The 22,381-nt window shown below is 71.0% G+C and carries 18 protein-coding genes; 14 read left to right on the top strand and 4 right to left on the bottom strand.

Features of this window, described 5'->3' with window-relative positions; all coding sequences use genetic code 11:
* Positions 1-36 precede the first annotated feature (36 nt).
* The gene (locus tag ACH34Q_RS22280; RefSeq protein WP_395984936.1) at positions 37-645 is read right to left on the bottom strand and encodes a DUF4241 domain-containing protein; all 609 of its coding nucleotides are present in this window, start codon (positions 643-645) and stop codon (positions 37-39) included.
* Between the two features lie 197 nt (positions 646-842).
* The gene (locus ACH34Q_RS22275) at positions 843-2,012 is read right to left on the bottom strand and encodes a Clp protease N-terminal domain-containing protein (protein ID WP_395984935.1); all 1,170 of its coding nucleotides are present in this window, start codon (positions 2,010-2,012) and stop codon (positions 843-845) included.
* A 237-nt stretch (positions 2,013-2,249) separates the two neighbouring features.
* Between ACH34Q_RS22275 and ACH34Q_RS22270 the strand changes: the two genes are divergently transcribed.
* From ACH34Q_RS22270 to ACH34Q_RS22245, 6 genes are all read left to right on the top strand, one after another.
* Positions 2,250-3,704: a sensor histidine kinase gene (locus ACH34Q_RS22270; protein WP_395984934.1), complete on the top strand. Its 1,455-nt coding sequence runs from the start codon at positions 2,250-2,252 to the stop codon at positions 3,702-3,704.
* A gap of 4 nt (positions 3,705-3,708) precedes the next feature.
* Positions 3,709-4,365, top strand: coding sequence for a response regulator (locus ACH34Q_RS22265; protein ID WP_395984933.1), 657 nt, complete (start codon positions 3,709-3,711; stop codon positions 4,363-4,365).
* Between the two features lie 64 nt (positions 4,366-4,429).
* Entirely contained in the window at positions 4,430-4,732 is a 303-nt protein-coding gene (locus tag ACH34Q_RS22260) for a GNAT family N-acetyltransferase (RefSeq protein WP_395984932.1), read from the top strand.
* A gap of 248 nt (positions 4,733-4,980) precedes the next feature.
* Positions 4,981-9,180 carry a WD40 repeat domain-containing protein gene (locus ACH34Q_RS22255; RefSeq protein ID WP_395984931.1) on the top strand — a complete coding sequence of 1,400 codons (4,200 nt, stop codon included), beginning with the start codon at positions 4,981-4,983 and terminating at the stop codon, positions 9,178-9,180.
* Positions 9,181-9,238: 58 nt separating this feature from the next.
* A complete protein-coding gene (locus ACH34Q_RS22250) occupies positions 9,239-9,478 on the top strand; it encodes a hypothetical protein (protein ID WP_395984930.1) in 240 nt (79 codons plus the stop codon).
* Positions 9,457-10,551 (top strand): aKG-HExxH-type peptide beta-hydroxylase, encoded by a 1,095-nt coding sequence (locus ACH34Q_RS22245; protein ID WP_395984929.1) that lies wholly within the window; start codon positions 9,457-9,459, stop codon positions 10,549-10,551. The genes ACH34Q_RS22250 and ACH34Q_RS22245 overlap by 22 nt, the downstream gene beginning before the upstream one ends.
* A gap of 19 nt (positions 10,552-10,570) precedes the next feature.
* On the opposite strand, the gene fxsT is transcribed toward ACH34Q_RS22245, so the two are convergent.
* Positions 10,571-13,147 carry an FxSxx-COOH system tetratricopeptide repeat protein gene (gene fxsT, locus ACH34Q_RS22240; RefSeq protein WP_395984928.1) on the bottom strand — a complete coding sequence of 859 codons (2,577 nt, stop codon included), beginning with the start codon at positions 13,145-13,147 and terminating at the stop codon, positions 10,571-10,573.
* Between the two features lie 343 nt (positions 13,148-13,490).
* Here fxsT and ACH34Q_RS22235 point away from each other — a divergent pair, with 343 nt between their 5' ends.
* The 8 genes from ACH34Q_RS22235 (at position 13,491) to ACH34Q_RS22200 (ending at position 21,452) form a co-directional block, all read left to right on the top strand.
* Positions 13,491-14,324: a tetratricopeptide repeat protein gene (locus ACH34Q_RS22235; RefSeq protein WP_395984927.1), complete on the top strand. Its 834-nt coding sequence runs from the start codon at positions 13,491-13,493 to the stop codon at positions 14,322-14,324.
* A gap of 87 nt (positions 14,325-14,411) precedes the next feature.
* A complete protein-coding gene (locus ACH34Q_RS22230) occupies positions 14,412-15,248 on the top strand; it encodes a hypothetical protein (protein ID WP_395984926.1) in 837 nt (278 codons plus the stop codon).
* A gap of 90 nt (positions 15,249-15,338) precedes the next feature.
* Positions 15,339-16,283 (top strand): RNA polymerase sigma-70 factor, encoded by a 945-nt coding sequence (locus ACH34Q_RS22225; protein WP_395984925.1) that lies wholly within the window; start codon positions 15,339-15,341, stop codon positions 16,281-16,283.
* A gap of 136 nt (positions 16,284-16,419) precedes the next feature.
* Positions 16,420-17,625, top strand: a complete 1,206-nt coding sequence (locus ACH34Q_RS22220; RefSeq protein ID WP_395984924.1) for an NAD(P)/FAD-dependent oxidoreductase — start codon at positions 16,420-16,422, stop codon at positions 17,623-17,625.
* Positions 17,626-17,840: 215 nt separating this feature from the next.
* Positions 17,841-19,265 (top strand): aldehyde dehydrogenase family protein, encoded by a 1,425-nt coding sequence (locus ACH34Q_RS22215; protein WP_395984923.1) that lies wholly within the window; start codon positions 17,841-17,843, stop codon positions 19,263-19,265.
* 39 nt (positions 19,266-19,304) lie between these two features.
* Positions 19,305-19,589 (top strand): hypothetical protein, encoded by a 285-nt coding sequence (locus ACH34Q_RS22210; RefSeq protein ID WP_395984922.1) that lies wholly within the window; start codon positions 19,305-19,307, stop codon positions 19,587-19,589.
* 12 nt (positions 19,590-19,601) lie between these two features.
* Positions 19,602-19,814 carry a helix-turn-helix domain-containing protein gene (locus ACH34Q_RS22205; RefSeq protein WP_395984921.1) on the top strand — a complete coding sequence of 71 codons (213 nt, stop codon included), beginning with the start codon at positions 19,602-19,604 and terminating at the stop codon, positions 19,812-19,814.
* 162 nt (positions 19,815-19,976) lie between these two features.
* Positions 19,977-21,452: a sigma-70 family RNA polymerase sigma factor gene (locus ACH34Q_RS22200; RefSeq protein WP_395984920.1), complete on the top strand. Its 1,476-nt coding sequence runs from the start codon at positions 19,977-19,979 to the stop codon at positions 21,450-21,452.
* 33 nt (positions 21,453-21,485) lie between these two features.
* On the opposite strand, the gene ACH34Q_RS22195 is transcribed toward ACH34Q_RS22200, so the two are convergent.
* The gene (locus tag ACH34Q_RS22195; protein ID WP_395984919.1) at positions 21,486-22,307 is read right to left on the bottom strand and encodes a CAP domain-containing protein; all 822 of its coding nucleotides are present in this window, start codon (positions 22,305-22,307) and stop codon (positions 21,486-21,488) included.
* Between the last annotated feature and the right edge of the window lie 74 nt (positions 22,308-22,381).

Genomic DNA, 22,381 nt, shown 5'->3' with positions numbered 1-22,381 from the left:
AGAAGGGGCCGTCTGACGGTGCTCTCCCGGGGAGGATCAGGAAAGGAGCATGAAGTCGGCGACGAACCGGGAGATCCCGCCGTCGGCGTCGCGTCCGATGAACGTCGGATAGGCGCCGTCGCCCCATCCGGACCCGACCACCGAAAGGTTGGCTCCGGTGGCAGGGTCGACCACGGCCGTCACGTACCCCGGGACAGGCTTGTCAGGCAGTGGCCGGGGAATGTAGACCGATTCGAACCGGCTGAAATCCCATTTCCACAGCGCTTCACATGATTCGGCATCGGTCATGGTCGCGCAGCCGGAATCGACCGCGAAGCCGAAGTAATCGTCGTCGGTGTCGAGGGAGTCGATCGACTGCTTCTCAGTGAGGGCCATCTCCCATGACACGGTCGGGGCCTCACTGATCCGCAACTCCAGTGCGGCATTGCGGCGATCGATCTCCTTTCGGCGTCTCCTGATGACCGCGACCCATGCGTACATCGGATAGGTCCCGGGCGGGATCGTCGCGGCGAACGGCGCGTCACCTCGGGAGGGGTATCCGCCGCTGGCGACGATGCGTCCCGTTGGCAGTACCGCAGGGGCGAGTTCCCTTGATTCGATGATGTACTCGGTCCTCCACTTGGTTCGACGGTGGCCGTCGACCAAGAGCGTGGCGAGGTCGGCTGTGTAAGGCATCTCCAGATGGTAGAGGCCGGCCCGCTGATCGGAACCGGCGAATCCGGATCGGTAAAGCAGTTCCGGATACGGCCGGTGGAGTCCTGGAACGGGTCGCGACCGTACGGCCGTAGACCCGGTTATGCGGCAACCGTCCGTGGTGGTGATCCAGTCCCATTGAAGGCTTGTCAACTGTGGCCGAGTGTCCGGCGGAGTCTGTCGGTGTCGACGCCTACGGCGGCGAGCAGCGCGTTGCACGGGTCGTCGGGGTCCGCCAGTAGCGCGGTCAGCAGGTGGGTGGTCCCGGTGGACGGGTCCTTGCGCTCGTTCGCGTTCAGGCGTGCGCGCGTCAATGCCTGCTCGGCGCCACCGCTCAGCTTGGGCGGAACGGGTGAACCTGGCTCGCCTCGCTCCGCCGGGACCAGTTCGGCGGCATTGACGGCGACGGGCAGCGTGACCCCTTGGGCGCGCAGCAGTTCGGCGGCGGTGTTGTTCTGCTCCAGCCCGTCGCGGAGTCGGAGGCCGGTGGTGGTGAGCTGGTCGTCGAGGGCGAGCATGGCGAGCAGCAGATGCACGGTGGTCACGTTGGAATGTCCGAGCCGAACCGCCTGGCGCCTGGCCTCCTGGCGCACCGTGGGGACGATCGGCGACCCGAAGCCACCACTGGTGAGAGCCCTGGCGAGGCCGCCCCAGAGCTTCCAGCCTCCCTGGTTGAGCACGCCCAGATTGCGCAGACCCTCGACGCCGTCCGAACGGGGTGTGCCGTCCTGGTGCGCGCTCGGGTGCACGGAGAGCCTGGCGATGAGTTCGTCCCGGTCCAGCCGCCGTTCGAGCAGTGCCTCACAGGCCCGGTTGCCGGGATCGTGAATGAGCCCCATGAGCATGTGGGTCGCGTTCGCCTGGGAGACGCCGCGTTCGTGAGCGTGCAGGAACGCCTGGCGGATCGCGGCGGCGAGCGCGTCGGTCGGCAGTGGGTGCTGGATTTCCGGCGGGGGCTGCCCGCCGTCCGGGTGCTGCTTCCCGCGTCGGCCGGTGCTCTGCCGCGCCAGCCACTCCGCCTCGCGCAGCAACGCCACGACCGCGGGGTCGCCGGCGGACGCCGGGTCGGCGGCGCGCTCCTCGCTGGCCCAGTGCACGTCGTCCTTGGCTGCGATGACCCCCATCAGCGGGCCGCTGACGCGCGCCTTGGGAGCCAGCAGCTCGCTCGCCGCGGATTCGCCCGTGAGAAGTACGAAGAGCAGGTGCTCGGTTCCCACCGTGGGCCGGCTGAGCCGGATGGCCCGCTTGAACGCTCCGACCAGCGGCTTCACCATCTCGCGGGAGGCTCCGGCGATTGCAGGGTGCGGTTCGGGCCGCATGTCGATCCCTTCCTTTCCTTGGGTGGGGCGAACGAGATGAGTCACGGGGGCGGCTGCCGTGTGCACGGCCGGTTCCCGTTGAACGCGCATGGTTCCGTCCCTTCGGCTGATCACTGAGACGCAGCCTAGGAACGCGGCATGCGCCGGGGCGCCTGCCGATCGGCCCGGGCTCGTGGCCGATCGGCCATCATGTGCGAGCAGATCGGCAGGCTCCGGCATGCCGGTCGTTCATCGACAATGAAGCGTGTTCAGGCCGACCAGTCGAAGGTGAGGTGGCCGCAGATCTCCCCGCCGGCCGAAAGGACCCGTTCAGCCGTCGCGGCCGCCGCCCGCGAGGTGCGGGAGGCGCGGAACGCCGTGCGCTCCGCGCCGCGCCGCGTGGTGGCCCGCGAACTGGCCTTCTTCCTCGTGGCGCTCGCCATCGGATTCCTTCATCTCTCGATGTCACCGCTGTCTCCGAGCCACGTGGCCGCCACCGCGGCGAGCGCGTGCTGGGCGGCGCTGCTGGTCCCCGCCCGCAGGCGCTGGCCGGCGGCGACGCTGCTGGCCACGGCACCGATATTCGCCGGCGACAACATCGGGGCACTGGCGCTCCTGCCCGCCGTCACGTACTCGGCGGCCCGGCGCATCCGTCCCGCCCGGCGCCTGTGGACGACGGTGCTGCTGGTCGCGGGCGCCGATGCGCTCCTCCTCGTCGCGGCCGAGATCGGCGAGCCGCACGGGCTCGGCGAGGTGCTCGCCGGTTACGCGGTGAGCGCCGGGCTGCTGCTCCTGCTTCCGGCGCTCTCCGGCGGCCTGCTGGGACGGCGCCGGCCGGTGGTCCGCGTCCTGCGTGAACGCAACGACTACCTGGAACGGGCCCGGGTGCTCACCGGGGAGAAGGCGCGCATGAAGGAACGCGCACGCATCGCCGCCGAGATGCACGACATGCTCGGGCACCGGCTCAGCCTGATATCGATGCACGCCGGAGCGCTGGAACTCACCACCGCCGAGAACGCCCCCGAGCTGAGCGGCCAGGCGGAGCTCCTGCGTACCACGGCCGCGACCGCGATGACCGAGCTGCGCGACATCCTGGAGGTTCTCCGCGACACCCTGGAGAGCGCCCCCGACACCGCCGGCGAGCGCACCGGAACCCGGGCGGATATCGCCGATCTCGTGAACGGGTCCCGCCGCGCCGGCATCGAGGCCGACCTGGCGTGGTCAGGCGCGGACCTCGACTCCGCCGATCCGCGGACGCGTCACGCCGTGCACCGCGTCGTACGGGAAGGGCTGACCAACGTGCACAAGCACGCCCCGTCCGCGCGTACCAGGGTCGAGGTGACCAGCGAGGCCGACCGTGTCCGCGTATGGGTGGTCAACGGCCCGGTGCAAGGCGCGAGCCACCGTCTCCCCGGCACCCGCCAGGGGCTCGTCGGCCTGGAGGAACGGGTCGCTCTGCTTCGCGGCGCCTTCACCGCCGGGCCCACACCCGAGGGCGGTTTCCGCGTCATGGCCGTCCTCCCTCCCCACCCGCCCGTGCCCGCCTCCCCCGGCCTCGGAACGCTCCGGGACGAGCCCGAGCGTCCCGCGCCGCTCGACGCCGAAGTGCTCACGCTGCCCCGAGCACTGGGCGCCGGATGCCTGGGGGCGCTGGCGACCGTCCCGGTCGCGGTCGGGACGGTCCTGCTGATCGTCACGCGGGTCCTAGAATGATCAGGTGATCCGGACCCTCATCGCCGACGACGAGAAACTCATGCGCGCCGGCATCCGCCTGATCCTGGACCACGCCGACGACATCGAGGTCGTGGCCGAGGCATCGGACGGCCCCTCCGCCGTCCGCGCCTGCGGCGAGCACGAGATCGACGTCGCCCTGCTGGACGTGAACATGCCCGGCGGCGACGGGATCACCGCCGTCGCGGAGATCGCCCGCCGGTCCCCGCGGACCAACATCGCGATGCTCACCGCCTTCGGCGACGACCGCAACGTCGCCGAGGCGCTCCGGGCCGGCGCCATCGGCTTCCTGCTCAAGGACACCGGCCCCACCGAGCTCATCCAGGCCGTACGCGCCGCCGCCACCGGCGAGTCGATCCTCGCGCCGCAGATCACCCGCCGGCTCATCGAACGCCACCTCCTGGCCGGCGACGACGGCGCCCAGGCGGCCAAACGCCGGATCGACCGGCTCACCGACACCGAACGCGACGTGCTCGGGCTGGTCTCCGCCGGGCTGTCGAACGCGGAGATCGCCCAGCACCTCTACATCGGCGCGGGCACCGCCAAGGCGCACATCAGCCGCATCCTCACCAAGCTCGACTGCGCCAACCGCGTCCAAGCCGCCATCCTCGCGCACGAGGCCGGCTTACCGACCGGCCTCTGAGCCCGCTCCTCGCATGCAACGGACGACCTCGTCGTCCGTACCGGCGCCGTCGAAAGGCATCATCATGAACGTCACCATCACCGACGCAGCGGACCGGCACCGTTTCGAGGCGCACATCGACGGCTCCCTCGCGGGATTCGCCGAGTACATGCGGTCGGACAAGCTCGTGGTCTACCCGCACACCGTCGTCGAGCCCGCGTACGAGGGGAAGGGAATCGGCGGGGCGCTCGCCCGCGCGGCCCTGGACGACGCCCGCGAACGGGGGCTGCCGGTGCTGGCCACCTGCCCGTTCATCGCGGCCTGGCTGCGCCGCCACCCGGAGTACGAGGACCTCGCGTACCAGAACCGTAGCCGCGTCAGCGACTGACCACACTTCCGCCAATTCACCCTTTTGTCGCCCAGATCCAGACAAATGCGTACGATCACTACAGGCGGCGATGCGGGTGGTCCATGGATCCAGCTCGGGAGACTCCACCGAACCGGGATGATCGGGTTCGGCGCGCATTGTGCATCGCGGTCACGGCTTTCAGCACCGCTGCATGGGAAGACCTCGATTCGGCCGCGCTGGGAACCGAAGAACTGGGCGCCGCTCTGGAGCGGTTCGGATACGAGATCGTGCCTCTGGTCCAAGAGTCTCAGGATAGCGATCTCACCGCCGATGGGCTCGGCGACAGCGTGTACGCCTTCATCGAGCAGGCGGAAAGGGACGATCTGCTGGTCGTGGCGGTTCTCGGCCACGGCCTGACCCGAGGTGTAGGCGACCTTTATGTGATCGGTGCCGACGGGGCGCACACCAGCCGCACCCGAGTCGGGGACTGGATGAAGGAGATCGACCACTTCTCCGGTCCGTGCACGCTTTTCCTGCTGGACCTGTGCAACGCCGGCATCGCCGCCTGGCCGCAACGGCAGCCCGGCCAGCCGGCACGCAGCTGGATGCTGGGGGCCGCCGAGCCGGACAGGGCCGCCTTCGATGGTCGCTTCACGCGGGCGGTCGCCAATGTTCTGAACAGGATCGCCGAGGGGGAGCGCGACATCCACCATTCCGTCGCGCACGTTCCGCTCACCACCATCGCCAGTGACGTGCGCGGCGAACTGAACGCCCTGGTCAAGGCCGAGGAAGGCTACGAGCAGAATGTCGTCGGGGGTCTGGTCGAACTGTGCGACGCCGACGCACCGCCCTTCTTCCCCCATCCCCACTACCGGCCGGATCCCCTCGATTCGGTTCGGCGCCGGAGTGACGGCCTCGCCCGCGGATTCCTCGATGACCTCATAGAGTCGATCAACGTACCGGGGCTCGACCCCGATCATTTCGCGGGCCGCGCCAGCGGCCGCGGCCACACCGCCGATGTCGCGCTGACCGGTTGCTTCACCGGCCGGACCGAGCCGCTGGCCGATCTGGCGGCCTGGATGGACGGTGAGCGGGACGGCGACCTGCGCGTCGTCACCGGCAGCCCCGGCGTCGGGAAGTCGGCGCTGCTGGGCCTTCTGGTCTGCGCGGCCCACCCGGCACTGCGCGAACCGACGCAGCACCTGTGGTGGTCCGAGGGACGCCCCTCCCCTTCGGAGCATGAGGCCCTGGCAGTGGTCCACGCGCGGCAGCGCGGTGAGGCCGATGTCCTGGCCGCTCTCGCCGGGCAGCTGTCGATGAGTCCGGCCCCGGCGGACTGGGCCGCGTTCGTCCAGGAACTGAGCACCCGCGAGGGTGAACCGCCACTCATCGTGGTGGACGCGCTGGACGAGGCCGTGCGGTACGACCTTCTCACCGAAGGCCTGCTCCTCATCGTGCGCACCCGCCGCGCCGACGGCTCCCCGATCTGCCGGCTCCTGATCGGGATGCGGCCCTGGGACCGGTTCGCCGGGCTGCGCGAGGCCGCGGCGGCCGCGGGGGGCCTGCTCGACCTGGACGAGCGGCCGCGCGAGGAGACCCGCACCGATATCGAGCGCTATGTGAACGCCCTGCTCTCGCTCGACGAGACCTATCGGAGCCGGGCTCGCCTGGGGGCCCGTACGGCGTTCGCGAGAGCCGTCGCCACCGCCCTCACCGCCGAACCGGCCGGATCCGGGGAGAGGGATCATTGGGGGGCGTTCCTGGTCGCCGGGCTGTACACCAACCTGCTGACCCGGCGACCCATCGACGATCCCGATCGTGCCGCGGAGTTCGGCGGCAGCGTACCGCGCACGCTGCCGGGCGTCCTCAGGATCGAGCTGAGCGATCGCCCCCGGCTGCGTTCCGTGCTCACCGCCCTGTCGTACGCGGAGGGCGACGGGATGCCGCTCGACCTGGTCGAGAGGATCCTGCCCTTGTTCGAGGAGGACGGCGGCACCGACGTCCGCGACGCCTTTCACGAAGCGCGCTTCTACCTGCGGCAGACCGTCGACGTCGACGGTACGACGCTGTACAGGCTGTACCACCAGAGCCTGACCGACGCACTGCGGGACGAGCGTTTGGAAGGGGAGGTGTTCGAGCGGGTGCACACCGGTGACTGGCGACTCGCGACGCCGTACGCGACCAGGCATGCCGCCGGTCATGCGGCCGCCGCGGACCGTCTCGACGAGTTGCTCACCGATCCGGAGTTCCTCGCCCACGCCGACCCGGCGGTGTTGCTGCCGCATCTGACCGGCGCCGCCGGCGCCGAGGCCCGCCGGCTCGCCGCGATCTACCGCACCTCATTCCCCCGGCACCGGCGCCTGGGCCCGGACGAGCGCCGGCAGGTCCTCGCGGTGGACGCCGCGAGACATGGTGTTCCGTATGCGGCCAACGGCTTCGCACGAGGCATGCGGCTACGCCCCGTCATGGCCACCGGAAGCCAGGTGAGCCCGGCCCTGCTGGCGAGCGTCAGGCCTGACGGCGGCGCCGTGGTGTCCGTCGTGCCCTCGTCCGGGGAACGGCCGACCGTGATAGTGGCGACCGAGGACGGGCCGCCGCGCGAATGGGATCTGCGACTCGGCGCGCCCTTGAGACCGGCGCTCGGCTCGGCGCCCGCCGGCGCGATGGCGGTGACCTCGCTCAACGACCGCCGGGTCCTGGTGGCCGGTGGCCGGGACGGGACGGTGACCGTTTGGGACCTGAGCGATGCCCGGCCGGCGGGGCCACGGTGGACCGGACACACCGCGTGCGTCACGGCCGTCGAGTGCATCGGCCCTCCCGAGCGCCGCATCGCGGTGACCGGAGGCGCCGACGGCACGGTCCGGCGGTGGGACCTGGCCGCGATGGCGCCGTTCGGCCGTCCGGCACTGGTCGCCGGGAACTCTCCGGTGACCGCTCTTCTGGCGACACGTCATGCCGGGCATGACGCGCTGGGGGTCGCTACGGAGGACGGCTGGCTCTCCCTGTGGACTCCCGGTCACCGTCCGCTGCCGGACGAAGCCGCGGACCTGATCGGAGGCTCCCTGACGCCTTCGGTCGGCCAAGTGGTGGCCACGATCCATCTCGCGGATTCTCCGGCCCACGCCCTGTGGCAGGGCCCTTCCGGCTCCATTCTCGTTCAGCGCCGGAACGGTGAACTGCACGCGTGGGATCCCGTCACCGGGGAGACGGCGCAGACTCCTTCCGAGTCGGGCATGGCCTTTCCATGGTCGCTTCCACGGCTGCTCCCGGCCGATGCCCAGCCGACCACTTACGCATTCGCTCTCGGCCATGAGCCGGCGATGGGCATCGTCGGAACGGCGGGCGGACCGGTGATGCTGGCTCGCGCCGACGGGGCCGCGCATCCGCGCAGGGAGCACTACGCCGGGCACGGCGGCGCGGTCACGGCGTCGGCATTCCTGAACTGGGAGAGTCATCCGGTGGCCGTCACCGGCGGCGACGACGGCCTGCGCGTCTGGCTCCCCGGCGCCGGTCCTGAGAACCCTCCGGTGAGCGACGGCGCTCCGGTCACCACCGTCGTGCCGGCCTCGCCGGACACGGGCACCGGAGCCTTCGCCGCTCTGAACGGGCAAGGCCGCCTCACCATCTGGCACGCGGATCGAACTGCCACGCTGCTCAGCGACATCCTCTTCGCACCCTCGGCACTGGCGTCAGGATTTCTGCAGGGGCGTCCCGTGCTGCTCGCCAGCGGGCCGGAAGGCGACGTCTTCGCGGTGGACGCCGCCGACGGTCGTGTCCGCCGCCGGATTCCGGGATCGTCCGGGCCGGTCAGTGCGCTGTGCTGGGCGCGGATGGACGGCCGCGACGTGACCGTGGTCGCGGACCGCCGGGGCGTGATCAGGATCGCCGACTTGCAGGATGAGCGCCCTCTCCTGTCGTTCGCCACGGGCCATGGCGAGCCACGGGACCTGCGGATGCTCCCCGGCATGGGCGGTCGCACCGCGATGGTGATGCTGACCGCGGACGGTGGCTGCCGGTTATGGGATCTGGCCCGGACGGACCTGCCCTCCATCAGCGTCGGGCACGGGCCGGAACACGAGCGCGCGAGCGTTCTGGCCTGCGTCCGCATGGACCGGCGGCCACGGCTGGTGACCGGCGGCGCCGAGGGGATGCTCCGCGTCTGGGATCCGCAAACGGGACTTCAGGCCGGCGATCCGATGCGTGCCCACAGTGCCCCGGTCACCGCCCTGGACTGCCTGACGGTCGGCGACCTGACGCTCGCGGTGTCGGCCGGGCGGGACGCCAGGCTCACCGTCACCGATCTGGACGCCGGGCAGCGGGTCCACACGTTCGCTACTCCCGAATCGGTGCAGGCGCTGGCGGCCGGACCGGGCACGGTGTTCATGGGTATGGGGCAGGAGGTGATACGGATGGCCCTAAACGAGGGGCGGCCAATTCCTTCGAATGGAAATGCGTCACATGACACAGGTGCGGGAAGCGAAGATTAATTCCGGCGGTCTCCTGACGTATCATCACGGGGATTCCCTCTCGCTGAGGAGGTTGCCGATGGAGCGGTTCGGCCCTGACCTCGAATCGATCATCGCCGATCTGTCCGGCTCTCCGTTGTTTCTGCTCCGTACCCTGGACGACGCGGCACTGGCGGCCGTGGTCGACGGCTTCGTCGATTCCCGCGCCACCGCCTGTGCGCTCTTCAACAACGGCCAGCCGGGAGGCGAGCCCGCTGTCCGGACGACCCGCGATCGCGGCGCCGCCGCCCGTGACACGTGCCCGCCAACCACCGCCTGATCCCGGACGACCTGGGAGAGCTGGCCGACGGGCGGCCGGGCCCCGAGTTGCTCCAGCGGCTGCGGGCGGCGCAGTCGAGCAAGAACAAGCTGCTCTTCGAGGCACTGCGCCGGCGAGCGGCCGATCCTGATCTGGACGATCTGTTCCGCGACATCGAAAGGGCCGAACGCCTCGATCCGCCCGCCGCGCACGCCCCCTTCTCCCGGCCGTCCGCCGGGGTATGGGCCGTGCACTCCCTGCGGCTGCTGACCGCGGGCGGCCGCCCCGATCCGGCCCACTTCGCCACCCTGTCGGCTCCGAACGACGCTCCCGTGCTCCGCGCACAGCACGGTGATGCGCGGATCCAGATCGCGCTCGACGGTCTGGACCCGTTCCTCGATGTCTACGGATGCCCGGTCGATGTTCCGCAGCACGCGGAACTGGCCCTCTGGCGGGAACGGTTCGCGGCCTGCTGGCGGCTGCTCGTGACATTCCATCCGCGAACGGCCGCCGCCGTACAAGCCGGGATCAGCACCATCGTCCCGCTCAGGAGCGGTCCGAACGGCGAGGTGGTCAGCGCCACCTTCGGGTCCGCGTTCGGCGCGGTCGGATTGTCACTGCCCGCCGACCCGCTCGCCTTCGCCGAGAATCTCGTCCACGAATTCCAGCATCTGGTGCTCGTCGCCATCGACGACCTCGCTCCGCTGACCGACGGAGCGGGCCGGACCAGATACGCCCCCTGGAGGGACGATCCGCGCCCGCTGCCCGGCAGGCTGCACGGATGCTTCGCCTACCTGGGCATCTGCGCGTTCTGGCGGCGGCATCGCCGCTGCGGGCCCGAAGCGGACCGCGCGCTCGCCGACCGGCGGCTGGCGCGGTGGGTGACACCGACGCTGCAGACCGTCCGGGAGCTGCGGACCGATCCGGCACTCACGGACGTGGGCAGGGTGCTCGGCTCGGCCATGGAGGAACGGCTCTCGGCATGGGCCGACCAGCTGGCCGGTCCGGGCGGCGTGCCCGCCGACGTCCTCCGCGAGGCGGACGCGGCCGCGGCCTCCCACCGTGCGCTCCACCGGGACGGGGCTCGGTCCTGAGGCACGTCGGCCGGCCGGGTCAGGTCGCCATCGGCTCGATGTCCAGGCTGATCCTGCCGCGCTGGACGGCAAGGCGCGTCTGCGGGTGCTCGGGGAGAACCCGGTGGTACCGGGTGACCACCTCGTCGTAGAGCGCGGCCGCCGCCTCCTCGTCGCCGACCGCCTGCCGGTCGATCGAGAGGTTGGCGGCCGTGGCCAGGGTGGCCGGATGATCGGCGCCCAGCACGGCCGTGCCGGCTTCCATGGCCCGTTCCCCGAGGTCGCGGGCGCGGCGCACATCGCCGGTCGCGTTCAGGTCACTGGCGAAATTGGTGGCCGCCACGAGGCTGCTGGGATGCCGGGGGCCGAGATCGCGCTCGAAGATCTCCAACGCGCGCTCGTCCAGCTCCCGGGCCTCGTTCGGATTGCCGCGCAGGCGCAGCACGACCGCCAGATTCACCGCGGCCGACAGGGTGTTGGGGTGCTCGTGCCCCGCCACCTTCTGGAGCCCGGCCAGGGTCGCGCGGCCCAGTTCGTCGGCGGCGGGCAGATCCTCGGCGAGCCGCCGGTCGTTGATGAGGTTGACCGCGACCTGGAGCGTCTGGCGGTGCGTGGGGCCGAAGACCGACAGGTGCCGCTGGTATGCCTCTTCACCCTGAGCGCGCGCCTCGGCGTAGTGGCCCAGACGGCGCAGCGAGACCGCCAGATCCGTTTCCGACAGCATCCGGATCGTCCCCCAGGACTTGTCCTCGGAGGCGGCGATACGGACGAGAGCCCGGAGTTCGTCGAGCGACTCCTCATAGCGCCCCAGGCGGCGCAGGTTCCGCGCCACCGCGAACCTGGACGTCAGCGTGATGGTGTTGGTCGGTCCGAACGCGTGCAGGCGCTGCGTGAGATTCTCCTGGTCGTAGCGCAGGGCCTCCTCGAACCGGCCGAGGCAGCGCAGATCGATGGCGATGTTGTTACGCAGATTGAGCGTCTCGACGTGCTCGGGACGGAACACACGCTCGTACAACTGCAGCAGTCCGCTGTCGAACTCGTAAGCCTCCTGGTACCGGCCCAGCAACCGCAGCCCCTGCACATGGTTGCGGGCGGCCTTGAGATAGACCTCGTTCTCCTCGCCGAAGCCCTCGACCAGGCCGGTGAGGGCCGTCCGGTTCAATTCGTAGGACTCGTCGATTCTGCCGAGCAGGCGCAGTGTCGTCGCGTACTCGACCAGCAGGGCCAGCGCCTGGAGATCGTCGTCGCGGTGTTCGGCCCGCCAGACGCCGAGAGCGCGTTCGGCGAGCAGCAGTCCCTCTCGATAACCGCCCCGCAGGTGCATGCGGCGGACCTGGTTGATGATGAGCGCGCGGACGATCGTGTCCCGGGACTCCAGGGATCCGGACGGGATCAGATGCTGGAAGGAGCGCTCGTAGAACGCGTCGCTGGCCTCGTTGTCCGGCGAGCCGGGGTCGGACGCGCCCAGCAGAGTGTGCACCGCGGTCCGGTAGTCCGCCGCCTCACCGGCGTTCTCCTTCTCCAGCCTGCTCCGGGTGACCCGCTGCACCACCCGGTGCATCTGCACGACGTTGCGCAGGCCGTAGATCCGGACGAGGGAGAAGCGCGCCAGTTCACGGGCCGCGCGGCGGAGCTCGGCCAGGTCCTCGACCACCGGCCGCAGATCCTCGGGCATCTGCTGGGCGTGACCGGGACGGACGAGGATCTCCTCGGAGACCGGCTCGGGCGCGAAGAAGGCCAGCAGCTGGAACAGCGCCCCCGCCCCAGGAGTCAAGGAGGCGCGTGACACGCTCCAGGTGGTGGCGACCGCGTGCGGATAGTAGATGTCGACGTCGTGGCCGAGCAGGTCGTGCGCGTTCTTGTCGAAGGACTCCAGGTAGTCCTCCACCCGCGTGCCGGTCTCGACCAGGTAGGCGGCGGCATGCTCGGCGGCGAGCGGCAGGTTGCCCAGCGTGTCGCCCAGGCGGGTGGCCTCGGCGACACGGCGGCCGTTCTCGTCCCGGTCGTCGGTCTCGGCGAGCCGGTCGACGCGCCGGCGCAGGAACGCCACCGTCTCGGCGGGGTCGAACTCGGAGATCTCCAGGCCCTTCGAACGCAGCGACGTCTGCCACTCCGACAGGCGGGAGGTGATGATGACGTGACCCGTCCCCTGAGGCAGGAAGCGTGACACCACATCGGGCATCTCGGCGTTGTCGAACACCAGCAGCCATCGTTCGTACGGATCGCCGACGCGCAGCGCGTCCAGGACGACTCCGGCGGCGTAGTCGCGCTCCTGGCTGTGGAACTCGGGCAGACCCATCCGGCTGCCGAGCGCGACCAGGGCGTTGCGGATGGTCTCCTCCTGCTCGGCCCTGATCCACCAGACCAGGTCGTAGTCATCGCCGTGGCGGTGGCAGTACTCGGCGGCGATCTCGGTCTTGCCGACGCCGCCCAAGCCGTACATCGGCTCGGCCGGCTGGCCGACCAGCGCGGACGCGTGACCTGTCAGCCGTTGACGCAGCACACCCAGCTCGGTCTCACGGCCGGTGAAGTGCGGGTTGCGGAAGGGCACCTCGCGGCCCCAGATCTTTCGTGGATTCCGCCGCGCGTCCGGTCCGATACTGGCACCATGCGTCATACCAGTCACCACATCGCTTTCCAGGAGTCGCACCCGAGAGTCGACACTGCTCGACCAAAAAAACTAGAGGTCATTGTATGACCGCTCACGCTCTCACAGGCAGCTAGTCGATAATGTCCTTCATCCCCCCGAAGTCCGATTCTCTCCCGTGCCGGGTAACACTTCTCTGGCCACAAGCAGCCGTAACACTTGCGCCACAGCCGCCACGCGCTCCACTAAACTCCCAGGTCGTGGCAGCTCTCCCAGGTCTCGACGGCATGACGAACCGAACCGATTCGGCGATTGACGTATGCCGCCTTACCGGAGAGGCTCGACGGGGCGAACCTTCGAGCAGGGGGCCACAATGAGCGGCGTTTTCGCTTCGTCCGCTTTCACCCCCGTGACCTCGCCATGCCCGCCCGCCCAACGCGGCGAACGGATGCGCGCGCACGGCCTCCTCGAGAGGGCGAGCGCCGCCTGGAGGCAAGGTGATCTGGCCTCCGCCGAGGAGGGCTTCCGCGCCGCACTGGCACCGCTGGCATTGCTGGAGGACGTGCACGGAGTGGCGCGCGTGCTGAGCCAGATCGCCAGCCTGCGCGCCGCTGTCGGCGATCATGCGGCCGCCATCGGGCTGTACCGGCAGGCCGTCGAGCGCGCCCCGACCAACACGACCGCGCTGACCGGGCTCGGATACGCCCTGTGGCGTGCCGGCCACCCGGCGGACGGCGAGGTCACGTTCGGCCAGGCGCTCCGGCAGGACCGCCGCGCCGTACGGGCACTGGCCGGACGCGGTCAGGTCCGTGCCGAGATGGGCCTGCACACTGCGGCGCTCACCGATCTGGACCGGGCCCTCGACCTTGCCCGGACCGGCGAAGGAGACGGAGACCTGCTTCCGGGCGAACGCGCGGACATACGATCGGCGCGCGCGCTGAGCCTGGCACTGCTCACCCGCTTCGACGAGGCGGACACCGAACTGCAGAACGCCCTGGCCCTTTCTCCGGACCGGGCCCGTACCTTGGCGCGAGCGGGCCGGATCGCCGCGATGGCCGGACGTTCCGAACGGGCTCGGGAATCGCTGCGGCGAGCATTGCGGCAAACCGGAACCGGCGGTGAGACCGCTCCGGATACCGAGCCGCTGAGCGCCTCTGAGACAAGGGCGGTGCGTCGCATGCTGTCACTGCTCGAAACCACACCCTGAGTACTCAGGCCGAGTGGGTACTCGCGCCGAGCGGAGACCCGCCGCCGGACTCATGGCGGCATCCCCGCCGCGGGATACACAGGAGTCGTGAACTCGATACTCGGCATCCATGGCATCTGGAACCACGGTTACTACTCTGGTCATCGAAAGAACGCGGACGCGGCCGCCGCTGCGATGACCGATGATTGGGCCGAGGCGCTCGGTGGCGTCCTGCCCTCCGACGCGGCCTTGCGCGTTTGCTACTACTCACATCTGCTGCATCGCGGAACGGCGCAATCACCCGACGATCCGGAAACGCTCGACGACGACGAACAGGACATGCTCATCATGGTCGGCGACCTGCTGACCGAGCGGATATCGGGGGGACCGGTCCCGATCGCCCAGGGGACCCGGACCGTCCGGGCGCGCGCCGCGGCGGAAATGATCACTCGAAGATTCGGGCCGCAGGCCCGGGTCCTGGCGATGGCGTTCTGCCGGGAGGTCAACTGCTACCAGTCCAAGCCGCGGCGACGGGCCCGGACCCAGGAGACCCTCGCCGCGGCGGTCGCCGAGCACCGCCCGCGCGTCCTGATCGCTCACTCCCTGGGCAGTGTCATCGCCTACGAGACGCTCTGGAGCCGGCCGGACCTCCATGTCGACCTGCTGATCACGCTGGGCAGCCCGCTCGGTATGCCGACCGTGGTGTTCGACCGGCTCAAGCCGTCTCCTGAGGGGGGACGTGGCAGCCGTCCTCCGGGGGTACGCCGCTGGGTCAACCTGGCAGACATCGGCGATTTCGTCGCCGTACCGCCTACGCTCGCGCTCAAATTCGACGGCATAGGCCACGACGCCGAGGTGGTCGTGGGCGAGTGGGCCGCGCACGGGGCCAGGCACTACCTCGCCAATGACGACGTGCGGGAGGCCATCCTGCACGGTCTCCCTTGAGATCCTGAACGGTCTCGTCTGGGCGGGTGCGCCGGTGGCACCCCGACATCGAGCGCTGCCGGTTCCTGGGTGGGAATTAGGATCGGGGGCATGAGCTCGACTGCGCAGGATGTCGACCGGTTCGAGGCGTCCCGGCCGCGCCTGGAGGCCATCGCCTACCGCATGCTCGGTTCCGCCGGGGAGGCCGAGGACGCCGTACAGGAGACGTTCCTGCGCTGGCATGCCGCCGACATCGACCGCATCGAGGTCCCGGAGGCATGGCTGACGAAGGTCCTCACCAACCTGTGCCTCAACCAGCTCACCTCCGCCCGGGCGCGCCGCGAGACGTACGTGGGCCAATGGCTGCCCGAGCCGCTGCTCGCCGGGGACCCGATGCTCGGCCCGGCCGACACCGCCGAGCAGCGTGAATCGGTGTCGTACGCGGTCCTCACGCTGATGGAGCGCCTCTCCCCCGGCGAGCGGGCGGTGTACGTGCTGCGGACCGCCTTCGACTACCCGCATCGGGAGATCGCCGAGATCCTCGGCATCAGCGAGGCCGCCAGCCAGCAACTCCTGCACCGCGCCAAGGAGCACGTCGCGGACGACCGGGCCCGCGTCGAGATCGACGAGACCGCCGCCCGGCGGATCGTCGAGGAGTTCCTGGCGGCCGCCACCAGTGGCCGGACCGAGTCGCTGGTGCGCCTGCTCACCGAGGACTCCACCGCGATCGGCGACGGCGGCGGGAAGGTCCCGGCCCGCGCCAGGGCGTACGAGGGCGCCGTCGCGGTCGCGAAGTTCCTGCGGGGGCTGTTCAAGCCCGGGAAGGCCAAGCACGCCATTCTGGGCGGTACCGCCGAGGTGTACGCCTCGACCGCCAACGGCGATCCCGCCGTCGTGGCCGTGGTGGACGGACGGGTCTTCGGCGTCATGTGCCTGGAGGTCACCGCCGAGGGCATCGCCGCGGCCCGCAGCCAGGTCAACCCCGACAAGCTGGAACGCACGACGGCGCATTGGGCGGCCTCCGACCACGGCGAGCCCCTGATCCACGCCTTCTGATACCCAGCCCGCCGTCCACGCCTCTGCTTCCACGCCCTACCGACCTCCATGTGAGGTGCTTCACAGTGCATTCCTGTCAGGAAACGGCGGGCCGCCCGGTTCAAGGGTCGAACCCACCGAGACAAGGGGCAGGAAAATGGAGCACCGGATCATCGTCCTCGGCGCCGGATACACCGGAGCCTCCGCCGCCGGCCGCCTCGCCAAGCGGCTGCGCCGCCAGGACGTCGCCATCACCCTCGTCAACGCCGAGCCCGACTTCGTGGAACGGGTCCGCATGCACCAGCTGGCCACCGGCCAGGACCTCAAGGAACGGCCGTTCAGCGAGATGTTCGCGGGCACCGGCGTCGAACTGAGGCTCGCGAAGGTCACCGGCGTCGACGTCGACCGCAGGACCGTCGCCGTCACCGGCGTGGACGGCGACGAAGAGCTGGCCTACGACACGCTCGTGTACGCGCTGGGCAGCGGCTGGGACTCCCACGGCGTCCCCGGCGCCGCGGAGCACGCGAATGAGATCGCCAGCCGGGCCGGGGCGTTCCGGGTGCGCGAGCGCCTGGCCCGCCTCGGCGCCGGGCAGACCGTGGTCGTCGTCGGCGGCGGCCTCACCGGCATCGAGGCCGTGACCGAGATCGCCGAGGCCCGTCCGGACCTCGACGTCGCGCTGGCCGTCCGCGGCGCCCTCGGCGACTGGCTCGCCCCCAAGGGCCGTGAGCACCTGCGCAAGGTCGTCGGCAAGCTCGGCATCACCGTCCACGAGCACACCGCCGTCACCGGCGTCGAGGGGAACCGCGTCGATGCCGCCGACGGCACGGCCATCCCCGCCGACGTCACCGTGTGGACCGCCGGCTTCGCCGTCCACCCGATCGCCAAGGCGACCACCCTGGAGGTCAGCGGCACCGGGCAGATCGTGGTCGATGAGACCATGCGCTCGGTCTCGCACCCGGACGTGTACGCCATCGGGGACGCCGCCCTGGCGATGGGCCCCGGGGACAAGCCGCTGCGGATGTCGTGCGCCTCGGGCACCCCGGCCGCCTGGAAGGCCGCCGACGCGATCGCGGCGCGCCTGACCGGCCGGAAGCTCCCCAAAGCGTCGATCCGCTACTTCAACCAGTGCATCTCGCTGGGCCGCAAGCAGGGCCTGATCCAGTACGTCACCGCGGACGACCGCGCCCGGCGCGCGGTCCTGACCGGAAGGCTCGCCGCCGCCTACAAGGAAGTGATCTGCAAGAGCGCGGCCTGGGGCGTCGCCAACCCGACGCTCGGCCTGCCGGTCCGGCGCCGCCCTGTCACGCGGAAGGCGGCCCCGGCGGGCTCGGCCGTCCGCACGGGAGCGGCGGCACGGTGAAGGGCGCGCGGCGTCCGATGGCTGAACACCATGGCTGAACAACCGTTTACCGATGGACGCTCCGTTCCGTATGTTGTCTGTGCAACGTCCATGATGGTCAGCCCCATATCGATCGTCGAAGGGCGGGGCGTCGGGCGGCCGGACGCTTCCAGCGCGGCGCACCCGCCCGCGCCCCGGACAGGCCCCGGTACCCCGGGACCGCGAGGAGGAAGTCCGTGGAGCACGTCAAGCAGTTCTATATCGGCGGCCAGTGGGTCGCGCCGCTCACCGACAAGACGATCGACGTCATCAACCCGGCCACCGAACAGCCCATCACGTCCATCGCGATGGGCGGCGCCGAGGACGTCGACGCCGCCGTCGCCGCGGCCAGGGCCGCGTTCGAGACGTTCTCGCAGACCAGCCGGCAGGAGCGGCTCGACCTGCTCGACAGCGTCATCGCCGTGTACAGCAGGCGCCTGGACGAACTGGCCGACATCATCAGCCAGGAGATGGGCGCGCCGCTGTCCCTCGCCCAGGCCGCGCAGGCCCTCGCCGGGCTGGGGCACCTCGGGACCGCGCGGGCGGTGCTCGCCGACTTCGAGTTCGAGAGCCAGATCGGCGGCAGCCTCGTCGTGCGAGAGCCGGTGGGGGTCTGCGGGCTCATCACCCCCTGGAACTGGCCGCTCAACCAGATCGCCTGCAAGGTCGCCCCGGCCCTGGCCACGGGCTGCACGATGGTGCTCAAGCCGTCCGAGGTGGCGCCGCTGAACGCCATCCTGTTCGCCGAGATCATGGACGAGGCCGGCGTGCCCGCGGGCGTGTTCAACCTGGTCAACGGCGATGGCCTCGGTGTCGGTGCCCCGCTGTCGGCGCACCCCGACCTCGACATGGTGTCGTTCACCGGCTCCACCCGCGCCGGCATCGAGGTCGCCCGCGCCGCGGCCCCGACGGTCAAGCGCGTCACCCAGGAACTCGGCGGCAAGTCCGCCAACATCATCCTGGACGGCGCCGATCTCCAGACGGTCATCACGCGCGACATGGCCAACATGTGCACGAACTCGGGGCAGTCGTGCAACGCACCGACCCGGATGCTCGTCCCCGCCGCTCGGATGGACGAGGCCGCGGCCATCGCCGCCGAGGCCGCCGCCGGCATCGTCGTCGGCGACCCGCGCGAGGCGACCACCACCATCGGCCCGGTCGTGTCGGCCACCCAGTACGGCCGCATCCAGCAGCTCATCGAGAAGGGCGTCGGCGAGGGCGCCAAGGTCGAGGTCGGCGGCCCCGGCAAGCCCGACGGCCTGGAGACCGGCTACTACGTGCGGCCGACCGTGTTCTCCCACGTGTCCAACGACATGACCATCGCCCGCGAGGAGATCTTCGGGCCGGTGCTGGTGCTGATCGGCTACGAGGACGACGACGACGCCGTGCGCATCGCCAACGACACCGTCTACGGACTGTCGGGCTACATCTCCGGCGACACCGACCGCGCCAGGGCCATGGCCCGCCGCATCCGCAGCGGCAACGTCCACCTCAACGGCGCGGGCCCCGACTTCAACGCGCCGTTCGGCGGCTACGGCCACTCGGGCAACGGCCGTGAATGGGGCGCGTTCGGCTTCGAGGAGTACCTCGAGACCAAGGCCATCCTCGGGTACGGCGCCTGACCGTCCGGTCCACCCGGCCAGCATCAGCGCGGGACGCTGATGCCGCCGGGTGAGGCCGTCGGCCGCGCCGTCCGGGTGCGTGCGGGTTCAGGCAGCGACGCCCACGACGTGGCGCAGCGTCCGTTCGATCTCGGTGGTGCAGCGGACTCGGCGGTCGCCTCGCGGCTGGAGCAGGCCACTCTCTTCGGCGTCGTAGAGTTCGACGAGCTCGTCGGCCAGCAGCGGCGGCAGGCCCGCGTCAGCGCCCGAGCCGCCTCTGCCCCGATGTCGCGGGTCGCGGCCATCGGCGCCTCGACGTCGGCCGACGCGGCGAACACCGGGTAGAGGCCGTCCCCGGTGGCGGCGGCGAGCAGCGCGTCGGCGGTCGCACCGCCGATGACCTACCTCACCGGCTGGCGCATAACGCGGGCCGCCGACCTGCTCCGCCAGACCGACGCGACCATCGACACCATCGCCCGCCAGGTCGGCTACGCCAACGCCTTCGCCCTCAGCGTCGCCTTCAAACGCGTCCGCGGCTCGACCCCGCGCCGGCACCGTGCCGGAACCTGACCCGTCCGCAGCCGCAGTGTGGGTTTGGGAGAGCAGTTCAGGAAAGCAGCGCGGAATTGGGAGAGTATGGCGGTTTTCTGTTATCCGTGAGCGGCTGGAGGGTCCCCTGTGAGGTGGTCGGACGCGCCAGGCGTCCGAGGCGAAGGGTGAGCAGAGGTAGGCATGGAGGACCTGGATCGGCTGGTGGTGGCCGCGCGGGCCGGGGACGCGGCGGCGCGCGAACGGCTCGTGCGCGAGTACCTGCCCCTGGTCTACAACGTGGTCGGCCGTGCGCTGGACGGGCACGCGGACGTCGACGACGTGGTCCAGGACACCATGCTGCGGGCGCTGCGAGGGCTGGGCGGCCTGTACGATCCGACGCGCTTCAGGTCCTGGCTGGTCGCGATCGCGATGAACCAGGTGCGCCGGCGGTGGCGGTCCCGGCGGGACCGGCCGGGCCTCGGCCTGGACGGCGAGGCCGCCCAGGTGACCGACCCGGCCGCCGACTTCGTCGAGGCGACGATCGTCCGGCTGGGCCTGGACGGGCAGCGCCGCGAGGTCGCCGAGGCCACGCGCTGGCTGGAGGAGCCCGACCGTGAGCTGCTGGCCCTGTGGTGGCAGGAGGCGTCGGGGGTCCTGACCAGGGCGGAGCTGGCGGTGGCGGCGGGGGTGCCGCCCCGGCACGCCGCCGTACGCGTCAAGCGGATGAAGGAACGGCTCGACACCGGACGGGTCGTCGTCCGGGCCCTGGCGGCATCGCCGGCCTGCGAGGGGCTGGCGGCGGTGACGAGCCGATGGGACGGCAGGCCGTCGCCGCTGTGGCGCAAGCGGATCGCCCGGCACGTACGCGACTGCCGGGCCTGCCGTGGGCGAGAGAGGCTGATCCCGGCCGAAGCGCTGCTGGCCGGCCTGGCCTTGGTGCCGCTTACTCCGGTCCTGCTCGAATCGGCGCCGCAGGAACTGGTGGCGGCCGCCTCCTCACTCCCGCCCATGCCGGCGGACGTCTCCGTCGGCGCGTCCACCGGGCACGGGTCTCGGCTACCGCGCGGCAGCCGAGCGGCGGCGGCCGCCGGCGCGGTCGTCGTGATGGCGATCGTCGCCATCACGGTGTGGCCGGAGCAATCGCCCCGGCCCGAGAACGCGATATCGCGCTCGCCCGTACCCGCGACGGAAGCGGGCGAGAGGGCCGGCGCCGTTCCGTCCCGGCGCCCGTCCGCGAAGGTGACCAAACCCGCTCCCCGCAAGACCCCGCGGCGCTCCCGGGCGCCCGGTGCGTCCGATGCCCGGACCGAGGTGATCGAACTGGTCAACGCCCAGCGGGCCCGGCGCGGGTGCGGTCCGGTACGCGCGGAGCAGCGCCTGGCCACCGCGGCCCGCCGCCACTCGGCCGACATGGCCGCACGGGGCTTCTTCGGCCACACCAGTCCGGACGGCAAAGGCCCGGGAGACCGGATCGACGCCGCCGGTTTCCGCTGGAGCTCTTGGGCCGAGAACATCTCCAAGGGCCAGCGGTCGGCGACCTCCGTGATGACGTCCTGGATGAACAGCCCCGGTCACCGGGCCAACATCGTCAACTGCCGGTTCACCCGAGCCGGCGTCGGGCTCGTCCCCGGCGCGGGCGGCCCGTACTGGACCCAGGTCTTCGCCACCCCGCGCTGAACCGCGGGGTGGCGACGGACCGGCCGGGAACGTTCAGCGAGCCCCGAAGACCTGTGTCCAATTGGGCGTCCCGCCCTTGCGGGCAAGGCCGATCCCGATGTGCCGGAACGAGCAGTTGAGAATGTTGGCCCGGTGGCCCGGGCTCTTCATCCACGCCGACACGACGCTGGAAGGAGTCGGCTGGCCTGCGGCGATGTTCTCCCCGTAGGTGGACCACCGGTACCCGGCCGCGGTGATGCGGTCCCCCGGGCTCTTGCCCTCGGGACTGGTGTGGCTGAAGAAGCCCCGCGCGGCCATGTCGGCCGAGTGCCGCTGGGCCGCGTTCTGCAGCCTGCCGTCGAGTGTGAGGGGACGGCACCCGTGCTTGGCGCGCTCGGCGTTGGTGAGCGACACGACCTGCCCGGCCGTCGAGGCGTCGACCGGCGCCGCACGCCGCGGTGACCGTGCCGGACTGCGGGACTTGCTCGGAGTGGCGCGGGAAGGCTTCGTCGAAGCGCTCTCGCGCGCCTTCTTCTGCTTCGGCTTCGGAGTCGGCGTGGTGGACTTCGCGGGTCGCTCGGGTGTCGTGGTCGCCGGTGCCGGCGCCGGCGCCGGCTGCTCCGCCCGGTCCGCCGCTCCCGCCGGGGATCGGGGAGACTTCTCGGCCGAGCCGGCCAGGGCGTACCCGGTCCCGGCGACGGCGATGGAGACCACGGCCGCTGCTGACGCGGCCACCGCCCACCGCGCGCTCGAACCCCGGCCGCCCTTGGGCCGGGCGCTCTGGGGCCGGGCGCCCTGGGGCGGCCGGGCACCGGAGCGCCTGCCGTGGCGCTCCTCGCCGAACGTATCGCCGGGTCTCTTGTCGTAACGATTCATGCTTTGGGAGACCCTGGGGCCAGCGCCCGATAACAGAAACCCGCCGAGATTCTCGTGGCCGTGCCGCTCGCCTC

This window comes from Actinomadura sp. 9N407 (genome assembly GCF_044326315.1).
Lineage (GTDB): Bacteria > Actinomycetota > Actinomycetes > Streptosporangiales > Streptosporangiaceae > Spirillospora.
Note: the sequence above shows the minus strand (reverse complement) of the source record. Positions and strands in the feature narration are given on the sequence as shown.